This window comes from Klebsiella sp. Shm-1, from assembly GCF_040804525.1.
Lineage (GTDB): Bacteria > Pseudomonadota > Gammaproteobacteria > Enterobacterales > Enterobacteriaceae > Klebsiella > Klebsiella pneumoniae.
In genome coordinates this window covers 317,761-335,092 of the sequence record NZ_CP161823.1, presented here as the reverse complement: position 1 = coordinate 335,092, position 17,332 = coordinate 317,761, and the positions used below count along the sequence as shown (strand labels likewise).

At 58.1% G+C, this 17,332-nt stretch carries 17 protein-coding genes; 2 read left to right on the top strand and 15 right to left on the bottom strand.

The genetic code is table 11. The features are described 5' to 3' along the window. Positions 1 to 24 precede the first annotated feature (24 nt). Positions 25 to 1,770 carry a gamma-glutamyltransferase gene (gene ggt / locus AB1E37_RS01560; protein ID WP_009308738.1) on the bottom strand — a complete coding sequence of 582 codons (1,746 nt, stop codon included), beginning with the start codon at positions 1,768 to 1,770 and terminating at the stop codon, positions 25 to 27. A gap of 123 nt (positions 1,771 to 1,893) precedes the next feature. Here ggt and AB1E37_RS01555 point away from each other — a divergent pair, with 123 nt between their 5' ends. Then, a complete protein-coding gene (locus tag AB1E37_RS01555; RefSeq protein ID WP_004185983.1) occupies positions 1,894 to 2,214 on the top strand; it encodes a DUF2756 family protein in 321 nt (106 codons plus the stop codon). Between the two features lie 23 nt (positions 2,215 to 2,237). On the opposite strand, the gene ugpQ is transcribed toward AB1E37_RS01555, so the two are convergent. The 12 genes from ugpQ to livK all read right to left on the bottom strand — a co-directional run bounded on the left by ugpQ (position 2,238) and on the right by livK (position 13,072). Continuing rightward, on the bottom strand, positions 2,238 to 2,978 hold the full coding sequence (ugpQ, locus tag AB1E37_RS01550; RefSeq protein WP_004185985.1) for a glycerophosphodiester phosphodiesterase: 741 nt from the start codon (positions 2,976 to 2,978) through the stop codon (positions 2,238 to 2,240). Further along, a complete protein-coding gene (locus AB1E37_RS01545; protein ID WP_004150074.1) occupies positions 2,975 to 4,045 on the bottom strand; it encodes a sn-glycerol-3-phosphate import ATP-binding protein UgpC in 1,071 nt (356 codons plus the stop codon). The genes ugpQ and AB1E37_RS01545 overlap by 4 nt, the downstream gene beginning before the upstream one ends. A gap of 1 nt (position 4,046) precedes the next feature. Next, positions 4,047 to 4,892 (bottom strand): sn-glycerol-3-phosphate ABC transporter permease UgpE, encoded by an 846-nt coding sequence (gene ugpE, locus AB1E37_RS01540; RefSeq protein WP_004145129.1) that lies wholly within the window; start codon positions 4,890 to 4,892, stop codon positions 4,047 to 4,049. Continuing rightward, positions 4,889 to 5,776, bottom strand: a complete 888-nt coding sequence (ugpA, locus tag AB1E37_RS01535) for a sn-glycerol-3-phosphate ABC transporter permease UgpA (protein WP_002920792.1) — start codon at positions 5,774 to 5,776, stop codon at positions 4,889 to 4,891. The genes ugpE and ugpA overlap by 4 nt, the downstream gene beginning before the upstream one ends. 106 nt (positions 5,777 to 5,882) lie before the next feature. Next, a complete protein-coding gene (gene ugpB / locus AB1E37_RS01530) occupies positions 5,883 to 7,199 on the bottom strand; it encodes a sn-glycerol-3-phosphate ABC transporter substrate-binding protein UgpB (RefSeq protein ID WP_032447920.1) in 1,317 nt (438 codons plus the stop codon). A gap of 272 nt (positions 7,200 to 7,471) precedes the next feature. After that, positions 7,472 to 7,840, bottom strand: coding sequence for a type II toxin-antitoxin system death-on-curing family toxin (locus tag AB1E37_RS01525; RefSeq protein ID WP_002920800.1), 369 nt, complete (start codon positions 7,838 to 7,840; stop codon positions 7,472 to 7,474). Next, positions 7,837 to 8,058, bottom strand: coding sequence for a type II toxin-antitoxin system Phd/YefM family antitoxin (locus AB1E37_RS01520; protein WP_004174006.1), 222 nt, complete (start codon positions 8,056 to 8,058; stop codon positions 7,837 to 7,839). Before AB1E37_RS01520 ends, AB1E37_RS01525 begins: the two co-directional genes overlap by 4 nt. A 163-nt stretch (positions 8,059 to 8,221) precedes the next feature. Continuing rightward, entirely contained in the window at positions 8,222 to 8,935 is a 714-nt protein-coding gene (gene livF, locus AB1E37_RS01515; RefSeq protein WP_004145133.1) for a high-affinity branched-chain amino acid ABC transporter ATP-binding protein LivF, read from the bottom strand. A gap of 1 nt (position 8,936) precedes the next feature. Then, positions 8,937 to 9,704, bottom strand: coding sequence for a high-affinity branched-chain amino acid ABC transporter ATP-binding protein LivG (gene livG / locus AB1E37_RS01510; RefSeq protein ID WP_002920803.1), 768 nt, complete (start codon positions 9,702 to 9,704; stop codon positions 8,937 to 8,939). Then, on the bottom strand, positions 9,701 to 10,978 hold the full coding sequence (gene livM / locus AB1E37_RS01505) for a branched chain amino acid ABC transporter permease LivM (RefSeq protein ID WP_004174005.1): 1,278 nt from the start codon (positions 10,976 to 10,978) through the stop codon (positions 9,701 to 9,703). The genes livG and livM overlap by 4 nt, the downstream gene beginning before the upstream one ends. After that, the gene (gene livH / locus AB1E37_RS01500; protein ID WP_002920807.1) at positions 10,975 to 11,901 is read right to left on the bottom strand and encodes a high-affinity branched-chain amino acid ABC transporter permease LivH; all 927 of its coding nucleotides are present in this window, start codon (positions 11,899 to 11,901) and stop codon (positions 10,975 to 10,977) included. Before livH ends, livM begins: the two co-directional genes overlap by 4 nt. A 61-nt stretch (positions 11,902 to 11,962) precedes the next feature. Beyond that, the gene (gene livK, locus AB1E37_RS01495) at positions 11,963 to 13,072 is read right to left on the bottom strand and encodes a high-affinity branched-chain amino acid ABC transporter substrate-binding protein LivK (protein WP_002920808.1); all 1,110 of its coding nucleotides are present in this window, start codon (positions 13,070 to 13,072) and stop codon (positions 11,963 to 11,965) included. Positions 13,073 to 13,495: 423 nt separating this feature from the next. Between livK and panM the strand changes: the two genes are divergently transcribed. Next, a complete protein-coding gene (panM, locus tag AB1E37_RS01490; protein WP_002920810.1) occupies positions 13,496 to 13,879 on the top strand; it encodes an aspartate 1-decarboxylase autocleavage activator PanM in 384 nt (127 codons plus the stop codon). A gap of 767 nt (positions 13,880 to 14,646) precedes the next feature. On the opposite strand, the gene livJ is transcribed toward panM, so the two are convergent. Both livJ and AB1E37_RS01480 read right to left on the bottom strand, forming a co-directional pair. Further along, positions 14,647 to 15,750, bottom strand: coding sequence for a branched chain amino acid ABC transporter substrate-binding protein LivJ (gene livJ / locus AB1E37_RS01485; protein WP_032447925.1), 1,104 nt, complete (start codon positions 15,748 to 15,750; stop codon positions 14,647 to 14,649). A 257-nt stretch (positions 15,751 to 16,007) separates the two neighbouring features. Further along, positions 16,008 to 17,252, bottom strand: coding sequence for an aromatic amino acid transport family protein (locus AB1E37_RS01480; protein WP_004150081.1), 1,245 nt, complete (start codon positions 17,250 to 17,252; stop codon positions 16,008 to 16,010). Positions 17,253 to 17,332 lie beyond the last annotated feature (80 nt).

Genomic DNA, 17,332 nt, shown 5'->3' with positions numbered 1-17,332 from the left:
GCAGCAGCGCCACCGGGCAACACATCAATACCCCGCCGTTAAATCATCCGGCGAACGCGGATCGGAGGCGCCATACAGCATGCCGTCCGGTCCCACCATGATGCTCTGGGTACTGCCCATCGCCTCTTTCAGCGCCACTTTCTGCCCCTTCGCCTCCAGCAGCTTGAGGGTATCCGGGCTAAAGCCTTTCTCCACCCGCAGCTCATCCGGCAGCCATTGATGGTGGAAACGCGGCGCGTTGGTGGCTTCCGCGACGTTCATCCCGAAATCGATGGTATTGACCACCATCTGCAGTACGGTGGTGATGATCCGACTGCCGCCCGGGCTGCCGGTCACCAGCCAGGTTTTGCCGTCTTTCACCACAATGGTCGGCGACATTGACGACAGCGGGCGTTTTTTCGGCTCCACCGCATTGGCGTCGCCGCCCACCAGACCATAGACGTTAGGCACGCCGGGCTTCGCCGAGAAATCATCCATCTGGTTATTGAGCAGAATGCCGGAATTACCGGCCACAATGCCGGTACCGAAGGTCGTATTCAGTGTATAGGTCACCGCCACCGCATTGCCGTCTTTATCGACCACCGAGAAGTGGGTGGTCTGGTTGCTTTCATAGGGCGCCAGCTTGCCCGGACGGATCTGGCTGGAAGGCTTCGCCTTGTTGACATCAATCTCGGCGGCGATCGCTTTGGCGTAAGCCTTGCTGGTCAGCGCCTGCCACGGCACGTTGACGAAGTCAGGGTCGCCGAGATATTCAGAGCGGTCGGCGTAGGCGTGTTTCTCTGCCTCCGCCATCACCTGCATGGCGTCGGCGCTGCCAAAACCATATTTCTGCATATCGAAGTTTTCGAGGATATTGAGGATCTGCACGATATGGATCCCGCCGGAGGACGGCGGCGGCATAGAGTAAACCTCATACCCGCGATACTCGCCGCTAACCGGCGTACGCTCCACGGCCTTATAGCCGGCGAGATCGGCTTTGGTGATTAGCCCGCCGTGCTTTTTCATCTCGTCAGCGATCTGGTCGGCGATGGCCCCTTTATAGAAGGCGTCCGGGCCGTGCTCGGCAATCAGCTCCAGGCTCTTACCGAGGTTCTTCTGCACCAGCCGATCGCCCTTCTTCAGCGGCTCGCCGTTCTTCCAGAAGATCGCTTTACTATTTTCATGCTGCGGGATCACTTCGCTGCCGTAGGTCTTCAGATCGTCCGCCAGCGCATCGTTAACGATAAACCCCTCTTCCGCCAGCTTAATCGCCGGACGGATCACTTTGTTCAACGGCATGGTGCCATACTTTTCCAGCGCGAGGGAGAAACCGGCGACGCTGCCTGGCGTGCCGGAGGCCAGATGCGAAGTCAGTGATTTTTTACTGTCCGGGTTGCCCTGGTCGTCAAGGAACATGTCGCGGGTGGCCTGCTCTGGCGCCATTTCGCGGAAATCGATCGCCGTGGTCTTGCCGTCTTTAGTCCGCAGCATCATAAAACCGCCGCCGCCAATATTCCCGGCCTGCGGATGGGTGACCGCCAGCGCGTAGCCTACCGCTACCGCCGCATCGACAGCGTTACCGCCCTGGCGCAGGATATCCACGCCGACGCGGGTCGCCAGCGCGTCCACCGAGGCCACCATCCCCTGCCGGGCGCGTACCGGGTGGAACACATCTTCCTCTACGCCATAAGAGACCGGCGGCGGCGGTGGCGGATTGGCGGCGACGGTAAAGCTGCCCCCCGCCAGCAACGCAGCGATGACCACCTGACGCCATATTGTTGTTTTTATCATTGTCTTACTCCTGAAAGGTAGGTTTCATTCCCCGCTTAAGCCTGGTTGATAACTCCTAAAAAATCATTGTTATGGCAGATTCGAGGTACACTTAAGTGATCCCACGCACGGGAGGAGAAAACCATGAAAGCGATTCTGTTTCTGGCGGCGCTGATGCCGCTTGGCGTATTAGCCCAGCCGATCAATATTAATAACAACCCTAACCAGCCGGGTTACGTGGTCCCCAGCCAGCAGCGCATGCAAAATGAGATGAAGGTGCAGCAACAGCAGCAGCAAAGCATGCTGAAGCAGGATCTGAACAATCAGACCCGCTCGCAGCAGCAGCATTTGCAAAACCAGCTGCAGACTAATCAGCAGCGCGCGGCCCAGGGCGGCAATCTGAATGCGCCGCAGCAGGTGCGGCCAAATAACAACGGTGGAATGCTGCGGCAGACTAATCCGTAAAGGTCGTCCGCCGCAAATCCGTCTTAAGGCTGGAAATTCGGCCCGATGACATCAATGGCATCGGTGCAGATGCAGTCTACGCCCCAGCACAGCAGTTCGGCGGCGCGCTGGGGTTTATTGACCGTGTACACCAGAATGTGCAGGCCGGCCTGTTTCAGGCTCGCCACCCGCGCCGCATCCAGCAGTTTGTGATTGAGGTGAATCGACACGCAGCCCAACCGGGTGGTCAATTCGCGCCAGTCATCGCGCCACTCATCCAGCAGCAGCCCGCGCGGCAGCTCGGGCGCGGCTTCCTGCGCCGCCTCCAGGGCGTCGATTTCAAAAGAGGAGAGCAGCGGCGCGGTCATGCCTTGCCATAGATCGCGCGCGGCCAGCGCCACCACTTTCCCGGTCTGCGGCCCCAGCCCGGTGGTCGGCTTAATTTCGATATTCGCCATCATGCCGTGACGACGGCAGCGCTCCGCCACCTGGGAGAGCAGCGGCAGCGGCTCGCCCTTAAATTCACGGCTGAACCAGCTACCGGCATCGACCTTCAGCAGATCGTCCCACGCCAGCTCGCCCGCCACGCCCCAGCCATTGCTGGTGCGTTCGAGATTATCGTCATGCAGCAGAAAGATCTGCCCGTCCTTCGACAGCTTGGCGTCAAATTCAATCATCGTGTGCCCGTAGCGGGCGCCGACGTCGATAGCCGCCAGGGTGTTCTCCGGCGCCAGTTTACCGCCGCCGCGATGGGCGACGATGCGGGGATAAGGCCAGTTACTCATGCGCGTTGTCCTGTTTCACCATCAAAGAGGTGCAGATGTTCCAAAGGCAGATGCAGCCATAGCGTGCTGCCTGCCGCCGGGCGCTGCTGGTGCGGCAGTCTGACCACCAGCTTCTGTTCGCCCCAGCGCCCGTGAGCGAGGTTATCGGCACCTAAAATTTCCAGGGTGTCCATCAGCAGCGGAATACCACCTTGCGCCTGCGAGCTTAAGATAAAATGCTCCGGACGGATACCGAGCGTCATTTTACGCCCAGCGTGGCGCCGGTGCTCATGATTCGTCGGCAGCTGCATGCCGCCCGCCAGCTCAAAGCGACCGCCGTCATCGCTGATGCGCCCTTCCAGCAGGTTCATGGCCGGGCTGCCGATAAAGCTCGCCACAAAGCGGCTGGCTGGCTTCTCATACACTTCCACCGGGGTGCCGATCTGCTCGGCAACGCCTTTGTTCATCACCATCACCCGCTGGGCGAGGGTCATCGCCTCCACCTGGTCATGGGTGACGTACAGCGAGGTGGTTTTCAGGCGGCGATGCAGCTGCTGCAGTTCCAGACGCATCTGCACGCGCAGCTTGGCGTCGAGGTTTGACAACGGTTCGTCGAACAGGAATACCGCCGGGTCACGCACGATGGCGCGGCCCATCGCCACGCGCTGGCGCTGGCCGCCGGACAGTTCCCGCGGGCGGCGCTTGAGCAGACCATCCAGCTCAAGAATGCGCGCCGCCTCCTGCACCCGCTCGGCGATCAATCCCTTACCCATGCCGCGAATCTTCAGCCCCCACGCCATGTTCTCTTCCACGCTCATATGCGGATAAAGGGCATAGTTCTGGAACACCATCGCGATGCCGCGATCTTTCGGCTCCATCTCGGTCACCCGTTTACGATCGATCCAGATATCGCCGCTGGTCACCCGTTCAAGTCCCGCGACCATCCGCAGCAGCGTTGATTTCCCGCAGCCCGACGGGCCGACCATAACGATAAATTCCCCGTCCGCCACGTCCAGCGTCAGCGGTTGAATTACCTGGGTTTTGCCATCCCAGCTTTTGCTTACTGCCTGTAGTTTTAAACCAGCCATTTTATTTCTCACTATCGACCAGGCCGCGCACAAACGCGCGCTGCATGGCTAAAACGATGACGACCGGCGGGATCAGGGTCAGCAGCATCGCCGCCATCACCTGATTCCACTGGGTAGTACCTTCGCCGGTGGCGATCATGCCTTTAATACCGGCGACGGCGGTGCCAAGATTCACATCCTGAATAATCAGCAACGGCCACAGATACTGGTTCCAGCCGTAGATAAAGGTGATGACGAACAGCGCGGCGAGGTTGGTTTTCGACAGCGGCAGCACGATGTCGCGAAAGAAGCGCATCGGCGAAGCGCCATCGATACGCGCCGCTTCAATCAGCTCGTCCGGCAGGGTCATAAAGAACTGGCGGAACAGGAAGGTGGCGGTGGCCGAAGCCATCAACGGCAGCGTTAACCCGGCATAGCTGTCGAGCATGTTGAGGTTGGCGATCACCTCCACCGTCGGGAAAATACGCACCTCGACCGGCAGCATCAGGGTGATAAAGATCATCCAGAAGAACAGGTTACGCAGCGGAAAGCGGAACCAGACGATGGCGAACGCCGAAAGCATCGACACCACGATTTTGCCGACCGTAATGGCGAACGCCATGATGAAACTGTTGAGCATCATCAGCCAGAACGGCGCGCTGTTGACGCCGACGCCGTTCACCCAGATGGTCTTCATGTTCTCCAGCAGATGTCCGCCGGGGATCAGCGTCATCGGCGTTTCAAACACCGATTTGTTATCCAGCGTCGCCGCCACGAAGGCGACGTACAGCGGGAATAAAATGACGGCAATGCCCAGAATCAGCATGGTGTGGCTGAAAATCGTCAGCCCGCGACGGTTCTCAATCATTGGTAACGCACCTTACTTTCAACGTAACGGAACTGCACCACCGTCAGGATAATGACGAGGAACATCAGCACCACCGACTGCGCGGCGGAAGCGGAAAGATCGAGCCCGGCGAAACCTTCGCGATAAATTTTGTAGATTAGGGTGGTGGTCGCCTGCACCGGGCCGCCGGCGGTGGCGGCATCGATCACCGGGAAGGTATCGAAGAAGGCGTAAACCAGGTTGACCACCAGCAGGAAGAAACTCACCGGCGCAATCAGCGGCAGCGCCAGCTTGAAGAAGCGGCGAATCGGCCCGGCGCCGTCGATGGCGGCGGCCTCAACCAGCGAACGCGGGATCGACTGCAGCGCGGCGAAGAAGAACAGGAAGTTGTAGCTTATCTGCTTCCAGACCGAGGCGAAGACCACCAGGAACATCGCCTGGCCGCTGTTTTGCGCGTGGTTCCAGTCGTAACCCAATTCGCCGAGGAAATGAGTGATCAGCCCGCGTCCGGGATTGAAGAGGAAGATCCACAGCACCGCCGCGACGGCGGGAGCCACGGCATACGGCAGCAGCATCAGCGTTTGATAAAAGCGGCTGCCGCGCACCACATAGTCGACCAGCGCGGCGAAAAACAGCGAAATGAGCAGGCCGCTGACGGTCACCAGGGCGCTAAATTTTATGGTGGTCCAGAACGAGTCCAGGTAGTACGGATCGTGGAACAGCGCAACGAAGTTATCCAGGCCGACGAACTGGCTGGAAAGGCCAAAGGGATCGACGCTCTGCAGCGAGTACCACAGCGCTTCGCCTGCGGGCCAGATAAAGAAAATCAACGTGATAATCAGCTGCGGCGCGACCAGCACATAGGGCAGCCAGCGCGAGCGGAATACCGGACGGGATGATGACATTGAGATTGGGTTCCTGAACAATGCCGGGTGGCGGCTACGCCTTACCCGGCCTACATAGGGCACATCGTAGGCCCGGTAAGCGCAGCGCCACCGGGCAAGTTACAGATTACGATTTGGTCGCTTGCTCGAAGCGACGCAGCAGCTGGTTCCCTCGCTGCACGGCGGAATCCAGCGCCTGCTGCGGGGTTTTCTTGCCGGTCCACACGCTCTCCAGCTCTTCATCGACGATGGTGCGGATTTGCGGCATGTTGCCCAGGCGCAGACCTTTGGTGAACGGCAACGGCGGCTTGTTCAGCATCTGGCGGGTAGCGATATCGGCGCCCGGGTTCTTATCATAGAAGCCCTGCTGACGCGTCAGATCGTAGGCCACGGTAGTGATCGGCAGGTAGCCGGTTTTCTGGTGCCACTCGGCGGCGTTTTCCGGTTTGGTCAGGAAGTCGAGGAACTTCGCCACGCCGGTGTAGGTCTCTTTGTCTTTGCCCTGCATCACCCACAGGCTGGCCCCGCCGATGATGGCGTTCTGCGGCGCGCCTTTCACGTCGGCATCGTAAGGCATCATGCCGACGCCGTAGTTAAATTTGGCGTACTGGCGGATATCGGCCAGCGAGCCGGACGAGGCAGTGGTAATGGCGCAGTCGCCGTTATAGAACTTTTCGGTAGACTCGTCTTTACGCCCGAAGTAGCTGAAATCGCCCTTCTTGTTCATCTCTTCGAGCAGCGCGATATGCTTCACCTGCTCCGGCTTGTTGAACTCAAGAACCGCGTCGGTACCGTCGAAGCCGTTATTCTTCGTGGCCACCGGCAGACCGTGCCAGGCGCTGAAGTTTTCAATCTGGATCCAGCCCTGCCAGCCGCTGGCGTAGCCGCACTTCATCCCGGCGGCTTTCAGCTTCGCGGTGTAGGCCGCCAGATCCTGCCAGGTCTTCGGCGGCTGCTCCGGATCTAAGCCGGCTTTTTTGAAGGCGTCTTTGTTGTAGTAGAGCACCGGGGTAGAGCTGTTAAACGGCTGGGAGAGCAGATGGCCGGTTTTCGAATCGGTGTAATACCCGGCCACCGTCGGTACGAACTGCGATTCATCAAACTTGATGCCCGCCTCGCTAAACACCTGGTAGACCGGCTTAATGGCTTTTGACGCCATCATGGTGGCGGTGCCGACTTCATACACCTGCAGGATAGCCGGCGCGTTGCCGGTACGGAAGGCGGCGATACCGGCGCTCAGGCTCTGCTCGTAGTTGCCTTTGTATACCGGAACGATTTTGTAATCAGGATTGGCCGCGTTAAAGCGTTGCGCCAGAGAATCCACTTCTTTACCCAGCTCGCCTTCCATTGAGTGCCAGAATGGGATGGTGGTAACCGCCAGGGCCTGACCGGCAAAAGCCAGGCTCAGCGCCAGTCCTAAAGCTGTATGTCGTAACGATATCATCGGTTATCTCTCTTGTTGTGCCGGATGCGCGATTTCACGCGTTTTATGCTCGCGGGGTAACATGACATGTTCGAATTACAGAAAAATAACTTTTTTATTACAAAAAAAAGATAGTAACGGGTCAGAGAGATGACAAGCCGATGAAAGGACGGGGGAAGTAAAGTGGGAGCTGAGACACGGATAATATTCGTGCGGTCGGCTCCCGGGGTCGGCGCAAGCGCCTCGCCCGGGCTACAAACCGGCGAAGCCGCCGGGTTGCAACGAGTTAACCGTCATCCACGCAAACGCGCGACAATCTGTTCCAGGGTAAGTTGCCCTGCTGCTGCCTCGACGGTCATGCCGACGAAGTCTGGATTCGCTGGCAATATAATTCCATTTCGCTTTAAAAAAAGCAGGGTGATAAACAGTGCCGTACGCTTATTACCATCATTAAATATATGACCGCGAGAAATCGCCAGCAGATGCATCGCAGCGAGTCGCCACACGTCTGTCACACCTTCATATTCAATTTTGTTTAGCACCCTATACATTATCGCTTCGGCACGCCCCGGATCGGGCATACCGGCAACGCCAGGCGTGACGCGGAGCAGCCTGTCGTGAAACTGTATTATCTCTTCCGCTGAGATAATCTGCAGCGTCATTTATCCGCAAGCTCCCTGATCTCATCACCATGAACCGCCATGATAGCCGCGAACTCATCATCCATTCTGGCCGCCTGGTAGCGTTCAAACTCTTCTGCACTAATGATGACTGCAGATTTATGCCCACGACGGGTAATGGTCACAGGTACACCTGTCACTGCGCTTTCCAGCACATCGGCCAGATTTTGCCGGGCTTCGCTATAGTTAACCGTTCTCATAAAAACCTCCTAAGCTGTACTCTTTTATTGTACAACATACATGTACAAAAAAAGAGCCAACAGGCTCTTTTAAATGTATTCGTGCGATCGGCTCCCGGGGTCGGCGCAAGCGCCTCGCCCGGGCTACAAACCGGCGAAGTGAACGACGCCGGGTTGCGATGAATTAACCGCCGAGATAGGCGCTGCGCACCGCCTCGTTGGCCAACAGCGCGTCGCCGGTGTCCTCCAGCACCACGTGGCCGTTCTCCAGCACATAGCCGCGGTCGGCCAGCTTCAGCGCCTGGTTGGCGTTCTGCTCAACCAGGAAGATCGTCATTCCCTGCTCGCGCAGCTGCTCGATGGTGTCGAAAATCTGCTGAATGATAATCGGCGCCAGCCCCAGCGACGGTTCATCCAGCAGCAGCAGGCGCGGTTGGCTCATCAGGGCGCGACCGATCGCCAGCATCTGCTGCTCGCCGCCGGACATGGTGCCGGCGCGCTGAATACGGCGTTCATGCAGACGCGGGAACAGCTCATACACCCATTTGATGCGGGTCTGGAACTGATCGCGGTCGGCAAAAAAACCGCCCATCGCCAGGTTCTCTTCCACCGTCATACGCGAAAAGACGCGCCGCCCTTCCGGAACGATCGCCACCGCCTCGCGCATGATCTTCGCGGTTTGCCAGTCGGTAATATCCTTACCGTCAAAGACAATGCGCCCGCTGGAGGCGCGCGGGTCGCCGCACAGCGTGCCGAGCAGGGTGGTTTTCCCCGCGCCGTTGGCGCCGATAAGCGTGACGATCTCGCCCTGTTTGATATGCAGGCTGACGTTGTGCAGCGCCTGAATCTTGCCGTAGTGGGCGCTGACGTTGTCAAAAGTTAACATCGCGTTTTCCATCTTATGCCTCACCAAGGTATGCGCGGATCACGTCCGGGTTATTACGAATCTCTTCCGGCGTCCCGTTGGCCAGCGGTGTTCCCTGGTTCACGACGTAGATGCGATCGGAAATGCCCATCACCAGCTTCATATCGTGTTCGATAAGCAGGATGGTGGTGTTGTGATGGTTACGCAGCTCGGCGATAAGCTCGTCCAGCTCTTTGGTCTCTTTCGGGTTCAGCCCCGCCGCCGGTTCATCGAGCATCAGAATTTCCGGCTGGGTCACCATGCAGCGGGCAATCTCCAGCCGACGCTGGTCGCCGTAGGCCAGGTTGCTGGCCTGACGGTTGGCATGCTCCAGCAGGCCGATACGCTCCAGCCAGGTGGCGGCCCTGTCCAGCGCTTCGCTCTGTGCGCGACGGAAGGCCGGCGTTTTCAGCAGGCCGGAGAAGAGCCCGGTTTTCAGCTGCTGATGCTGCGCCACCAGCAGGTTTTCAATCACCGTCATTTCGCGGAACAGGCGCACGTGCTGGAAGGTCCGCACCACGCCCATCCGCGCAATCTGCTGACCCGGCAGCCCTTCCAGGTGCTGGTCGCGCAGCAGAATAGTGCCGCCGGTGGGCTTGTAAAAACCGGTCAGGCAGTTAAAGACGGTGGTCTTCCCGGCGCCGTTGGGGCCGATCAGCGAGACGATCTCGCGCTCTCTGAGCTCCAGCGACACATTGTTGACGGCCAGCAGACCGCCGAAACGCATCATCAGGCCGCTAACGGATAATAATGGCTGACTCATGCCTGCTCTCCTTTCGCCTGACCGTTTTTCAGCTTCAACTGCACGCGCGTCATTGGCAGAAGCCCCTGCGGACGCCAGATCATCATCAGCACCATCAGGCCGCCGAGCATTAACATGCTGTATTCGTTGAAGTCACGCATCAACTCGCGCGAGACCACCAGCAGAATAGCCGCGAGGATCACCGCGAACTGCGAGCCCATCCCGCCCAGCACGACGATCGCCAGCACAAAGGCTGACTCGGCGAAGGTAAAGGATTCCGGGCTGACGAAGCCCTGGCGCGCGGCGAACAGCGTGCCGGCGAAGCCAGCAAACGCGGCGCTGATGGTAAAGGCGGTCAGCTTGATGCGCGTCGGGCTCAGGCCCAGCGAACGACAGGCGATCTCATCTTCACGCAGCGCTTCCCACGCCCGGCCCAGCGGCATTCGCAGCAGGCGGTTGATGACGAACAGGCTGAGCACTACCAGCAGCAACGCCACCAGGTAGAGGAAAATCACCCGGTCGGAGGGATCGTATTTGACGCCGAAGAAGTTGCTGAAGGTATCCCAGCCGCCTTCGCGGGCGCTGCGGCTAAATTCGAGGCCAAAGAAGGTCGGTTTCGGGATCTGGCTGATGCCGTTCGGCCCGCCGGTGATCTCGGTATTGTTGAGCAGCAGAATGCGCACGATCTCGCCGAAGCCTAAGGTCACAATCGCCAGGTAGTCTCCGCGCAAACGCAATACCGGGAAGCCCAGCAGGAAACCGGCCGCCGCGGAGACCAGGCCGGCCAGCGGGAGACAGGTCCAGAAGCCGAGACCGTAATAGTGGTTCAGCAGCGCAAAGGTATACGCGCCGATGGCATAGAACCCGCCGTAGCCCAGCACCAGCAGGCCGGAAAGGCCGACCACCACGTTCAACCCGAGGCCGAGGATGATATAGATCATCGTCAGGGTGGCGATATCCACCGTGCCGCGCGACACCATAAACGGCCAGGCCACGGCAATCACCAGCAGGGCTATCAGGAACAGCTTCTGCTTCACCGTCGACCCGTCAATCGCCGGCATAATAAATTTCGGCCCGGAGACGTTCTTAACCGCTTTCTGGAACAGCGGCCGCAGCAGCTGGAAGAAAAAGACCACCGCGGTACCGATGAAGATCCACTGCCAGCGAATATCGGCGGCGGTATCGACCACCAGTTTGGTGCCGTTCAGCTCCAGCTGCACGCCCATAAAGACGCCCGCCAGAATGAAGAACATCACGGCAGAGAGCAGCGCCATTGCAATTTGCATCGGTTTCATACTTTTTCCACCTCCGGGCGGCCCAGAATGCCGGTCGGCATCACTAACAGCACCAGAATCAGCAGCGCGAAGGAAACGACGTCCTTATATTCGGTGCTGAGATAGGCGGAAGAGAGCGCCTCGGCAATACCCAGGATCAGGCCGCCGATCATCGCGCCAGGGATGCTGCCGATCCCGCCGAGCACGGCGGCGGTGAACGCCTTCATCCCGGCCATAAAGCCGATGTAGGGGTTAATCACGCCGTAGAACTGCCCCAGCAGCACGCCGGCCACCGCCGCCATCGCTGCGCCGATGACAAAGGTCAGGGCAATGACGCGGTCGGTGTTAATCCCGAGCAGGCTGGCCATTTTCAGATCTTCCGCGCAGGCGCGGCAGGCGCGCCCCATCCGCGAGTAGCGAATAAACAGCGTCAGGGCCAGCATGGCGATAAAGGTCACCACCCAGATCACCAGTTGCATGGTGGTGATCGTCGCGGAGAAGCTGTCGCTGTGGCCGACGACCCACTGGCCGTTAAACAAGCTCGGCAGCGCCACGTCGCGGGAGCCCTGGGTCAGGCTGACGTAGTTCTGCAGGAAGATAGACATCCCGATGGCGGAGATCAGCGCAATCAGGCGCTTGGAGTTACGCACCGGCCGATAGGCCACGCGCTCAATGCTCCAGCCGTAGGCGCTGGCAATCACAATGGCGCCCACGAATCCGGCGGCGACCAGCAGCCAGCTAGTGTCAATGCCCATCATCATCAGCGCGGCGATGATCATGAAGGAGACATAGCTGCCAATCATATAGACCTCGCCGTGGGCGAAGTTGATCATGCCGATAATGCCGTACACCATCGTATAGCCGATGGCGATCAGCGCATAGGTACTGCCCAGCGTGACGCCGTTAAACATCTGCTGCAGAAAATAGAGAAACTGCTCGGACATAAGGTAACCTTTTTCAAACCGCCCGCGGTTCGCGGGCGGAGGGATAACTCGTCTTCAGCGCTTATTTCGCCGCGCTCGAAGAGCCGTCGGCGTGCCACTGGAAGACACCAAACTCAAATCCCTTCAGATCGCCTTTTTCATCCCAGGTCAGCGGCCCAATCACGGTTTTCGCCCCGTGCGCTTTCAAATCTTTGATTAAATCCAGCGGCTGCTGGCTGCCGGTTCTGTCCATCGCCTGCGCCAGCGACTGAACGGCGGCATAGGTGATCCAGACGTACGGTCCGCTCGGATCTTTCTTCTCCGCTTTCAGCGCGTTGACGATGGCGCTGTTGGCAGGGTCCTGATCGTAGCGTTTTGGCATTGTCACCAGCATGCCTTCCGCCGCGGCGCCCGCGATATTGGACAGCGAGGCGTTGCCGACCCCTTCCGGCCCCATAAACACGGTTTTCAACCCGACGGAGCGCGCCTGGCGCAGCATCTGGCCCATTTCCGGGTAGTAGCCGCCGTAGTAGACGAAGTCGATGTTCTCTTTCTTCAGGCGCGCCAGCAGGGCGGAGAAATCTTTTTCCCCCGCGGTGATGCCATCGAAGAAGACGATGTTGGCCCCGGCTTTCTTCAGGTTGTCCTGCACCGAACGCGCCAGCCCTTCGCCGTACTGCTGCTTGTCATGAATGATGGCGATACGCTGCGGTTTCACTTTCTCGACGATATATTTCGCCGCGGTCGGCCCCTGCGAGGAGTCGAGGCCGGCGGTACGCATGATGTACTGGTATCCGCGCTGGGTCAGCTCCGGGTTGGTCGCCCCGGGGGAGATCATCAGGATGCCTTCATCCTCATAGATGTCGGAAGCCGGCTGGGTGGAAGAGGAGCACAGGTGGCCGATAACGTACTGAATGCCGTCGTTGACGATTTTGTTGGCCACCGCGACCGCTTGCTTCGGATCGCAGGCGTCGTCATATTCGACGGCCACCAGCTTGTCGCCCTTAATGCCGCCGCTGGCGTTGATGTCTTTAATCGCCTGACGCGCGCCATTGAACTCCATGTCGCCCCACTGGGCCACTGGACCCGACATCGCGCCGACCACGGCGACCTTAATATCCTTGGCCATCGCCGCGTGCGACATCGCTAATGCGACAATGCCCGCGACGATGGTTTTCGCGTTCCTTTTCATGCTGCAGAACCCCGTTCGTGATGTGGTGTAAATGTTTTGTATTTTTATGGTTAAAAAGCATTCTGTGCTTTTATTAAACAACGCCATTTTTACCATTGAGTTTAATGGTTTAGCGCAGTTTTTCACTAAAAAACAGATTAAAACCTCTATTTTTCAGTCGATTAAGCAAAGATAATATTCTGTATTTTGGTGAAGATAAACAAAAAAAAGTCCATCCTGCAGCATAAAATAACGATACATAAGGCGGAATAAAACGCTGCACATTAGGTTAAAATTCTGCTTATTTTTCGATCCATGACGGATTGCGCTACCCTGACAACGCCAGGAAAACGAATCCCCTGATGTACGCGCAAAAAACAGCGCTCCGCCAGACAGCAATTTTGGGTACACTGGCGCCTCTGTTTTGCACTGGATTTGCCGCCCATGAAACTGACCATTATCCGTTTACAGCACTTCAGCGATCAGGATCGCATTGATCTGGGGAAAATCTGGCCGTCACAGGATCTGTCGACGCTGACCCTTGATGAAAACCATCGTCTCTACGCCGCCCGCTTTAACGAGCGCCTGCTGGGCGCCGTGCGCGTTACCCTGCGCGGCGTCGAAGGTGAGCTCAGCGATCTGTGCGTGCGTGAAGTGACCCGCCGCCGCGGCGTCGGACAATACTTAGTGGAAGAGACATTGCGTGATAACCCGGCGATCAATAGCTGGCGCGTCGCCGACCATGGGGTGGAGGACCGCGGCGTGATGGCGGCCTTTATGCAGGCGCTCGGCTTTAGCGCCCAGCAGAATGGTTGGGAAAAGCATTAAGCCGTAGCCCCAATAAGCGGAGCATGACCAAGGAAGAACCCGGCGGCGCTTCGCTTAGCCGGGCTACCTGGCGACTGTAGCCCCGGTAAGCGCAGCGCGACCGGGGTCAGACAACGCATTTGCAGTGGGAAAGGCGCCCCCCATTTAACCCAGCATTTCGCGTTGCAAAAAGGCGTCAAGACCCGACATCCCCGGGAGCTTACATCAGTAAGTGACCGGGGTTGAGGGCCGCAGACAACGCATTTGCAGAGTGAAAGGCCCCCACCCATTTAACCCAGCATTTCGCGTTGCAAAAAGGCGTCAAGACCCGAAATCCCCGGGAGCTTACATCAGTAAGTGACCGGGGTTGAGGGCCGCAGACAACGCATTTGCAGCGTGAAAGGCGCCCCTCATTTAACCCAGCATTTCGCGTTGCAAAAAGGCGTCAAGACCCGAAATCCCCGGGAGCTTACATCAGTAAGTGACCGGGGTTGAGGGCCGCAGACAACGCATTTGCAGAGTGAAAGGCCCCCACCCATTTAACCCAGCATTTCGCGTTGCAAAAAGGCGTCAAGACCCGAAATCCCCGGGAGCTTACATCAGTAAGTGACCGGGGTTGAGGGCCGCAGACAACGCATTTGCAGCGTGAAAGGCGCCCCTCATTTAACCCAGCATTTCGCGTTGCAAAAAGGCGTCAATACCCGAAATCCCCGGGAGCTTACATCAGTAAGTGACCGGGGTTGAGGGCCGCAGACAACGCATTTGCAGCGTGAAAGGCGCCGGTTAAATTATTTGGCGTCGGTCGCCGTACCATTAGCATGCCAGGTAAAGACCCCGAACTCAAAGCCTTTCAGGTCGCCTTTCTGATCCCACGACAGCGGGCCCATCACGGTGTCTACTGTCGCGCCTTTCAGGTATTTAGCGATTTCCGCCGGATCGTCAGACTGATTCAGGCCTGCCTGCAGCGACTGCAGCGCCGCGTAGGTGGTCCACACGAAGGCGCCGCTCGGATCCTGTTTCTTCGCCTTGATCGCATCCACGATCGGTTTGTTCGCCGGCACCTGGTCGTAGTTCTTCGGCTTGGTTACCAGCAGGCCTTCCGCCGACTCGCCGGCGATGTTAGACAGGGAGACGTTCGCTACGCCTTCCGGGCCCATAAACTGGGTTTTCAGACCGGCGGCGCGCGCCTGACGCAGGATCTGGCCCATTTCCGGGTGATAGCCGCCGTAGTAGACGAAATCGATATCCTCTTTCTTCAGGCGCGCCACCAGGGTGGAGAAATCTTTCTCACCGGCGGTGATCCCGTCGAAGAAGACCACGTTTGCCCCACCTTTTTTCAGGCCATCCTGCACCGCACGGGCCAAACCTTCGCCGTACTGCTGTTTGTCATGTACCACTGCGATACGCTGCGGCTTCACTTTGTCGAGAATGTATTTCGCCGCGGTTGGCCCCTGATCGGAGTCCAGACCGGTGGTGCGCAGGATCAGCTTATAGCCGCGCGCCGTCAGCTCCGGAGCAGTCGCTGCCGGGGTAATCATCAGAATGCCTTCGTCTTCATAGATATCAGACGCCGGCTGAGTGGAAGAGGAACACAGGTGACCAATAACGTATTTGATGCCGTCGTTGACCACTTTGTTGGCTACCGCTACCGCCTGTTTCGGGTCGCAAGCGTCATCATATTTGACGATCTGCAGCTTATTGCCCTTGATGCCGCCCTTAGCGTTGATATCCGCTACCGCCTGCTCTGCGCCGGTAAACTCCTGGTCGCCGTACTGGGCCACCGGGCCGGACATCGCCCCGACTACCGCGATTTTGATATCTTCTGCCAGCGCCGCGCTGCTCATAACTAAGGCAATACATCCTGCCAGTAACGCTTTACCCTTCATATTCATCCTGAGGCTCCCCATTATTATGGTTTTTGCATTTGTTGTGATGTTGTTTATTAGCGCATTATTTTGTTTATACCGATAGGAAAAGCATATGATAGCTAATCAACCGGGGGCTGCCCGCGCTTTTGCAGCACACTATGCTAAACATACCGTCATTCTGAGGAATTTGAAACGACTAAATTGCGGGCTATGTAACAGATAAGTGACAAATAAAAAAACCGCGCCAGCATGAACCGGACGCGGTGCAAAACAGAGCCTGATTACCAGCCTGCGGGTAGGTAGCCCACCGCGGATGCTATCGCGTAGGCGGCGCTGCAAAGATACAACAACACAATGAAGCATTGGATAAGCGGATGGGTCATCCAGGCCGGACAGGTCCAGCCCGGGGTCAGATCGCCACGCTGGCGGGCGCCCTTGAGCATCAGGATCGGCATAATCGATAAAATGACGCCGCTGAACACCCCGGCAAAATAGAGCGCGTTGACGAAGGAAACCATGCCGCTATAGGCCAGTACAAACGGCGGGATCGCCACCACCAGCAGCACCATCAGGCGCCGGGCGGGCTGTTCGTCATTCCCCAGGCGGAACTGATCGAAGATATTGGTCAGGAAGCTGCCGCCCAGTCCCCAGTAGGAGGTCAGCATCGCGCACAGCGCAAACAGATTGGCTGAGAAGAAGGCCCATTCGCCAAGCGCCCGCCCCCAGGAGATGGTGGCCACATCCGAGATATTGTCCAGACCGTTAAGCGAGATCACCGACAACGGCACCAGCGCCAGCAGGGTAAAGGTCAGCGCCATGCCGACCATGATGGCTTTAGGCAATTTTTCCGGTTTGTCGGCGAAGCCCCGCGCCATCTCCGGCACGATATACTGTGCCGAGAAGCAGAATGCTACGACGTTGAAGACCGGAACCATATACAGCCAGTTGCCGTCGAGCAGATAGCCGACGCGGGTGGTCTCTTTCAACAGCGTGGCAATCACCAGCACCGAGATCATCACCACCATGCCGATGCTGATAAATTTCTCACCGCGGCCGATCGCCTTCAGCCCCAGGTAGAGTACCCCTGCCGCCGGAACGAAAAACAGCACGCTGCCCAGCGCCGGCGAGATGCCAAACAGGGAGTGCAGCAGCTTACCGCTGCCGGTCATATACGCCGTCAATGCCCCGACGCTATTGACGCAGACGGAGAGAAACATCATCAGCGCGCCAAAGCCGCCGACGTAGCGCTTCGATAATCCACTGAGCTGCAGATGTTTACGGGTGCGCAGCGTGGATTCCGCGACATAGAGCATAGTCACCGTGGTCAGACTACCCACCAGCACCAGCCAGAACAGCAGTGGTAAAAAGCCCGCTTTGCTTGACGCATAGGCGATAGAGAGGACGCCCGCGCCAATATTGGTACCGACAATCATCGATACCCCTTCGACGAAGCTCAGAGATTTTGCAGGGACAGCCGTACGTTCCCGGCCGGTGAGGACGGGAGAAAAGGTGGAGTTTTCAGACATAATACTTTCCGTTTTACTCCGGCGGTTGTCACCGCCGGAAAAAAGGTGATATCAGGGTGATAAACCACTCACGCTGAGCA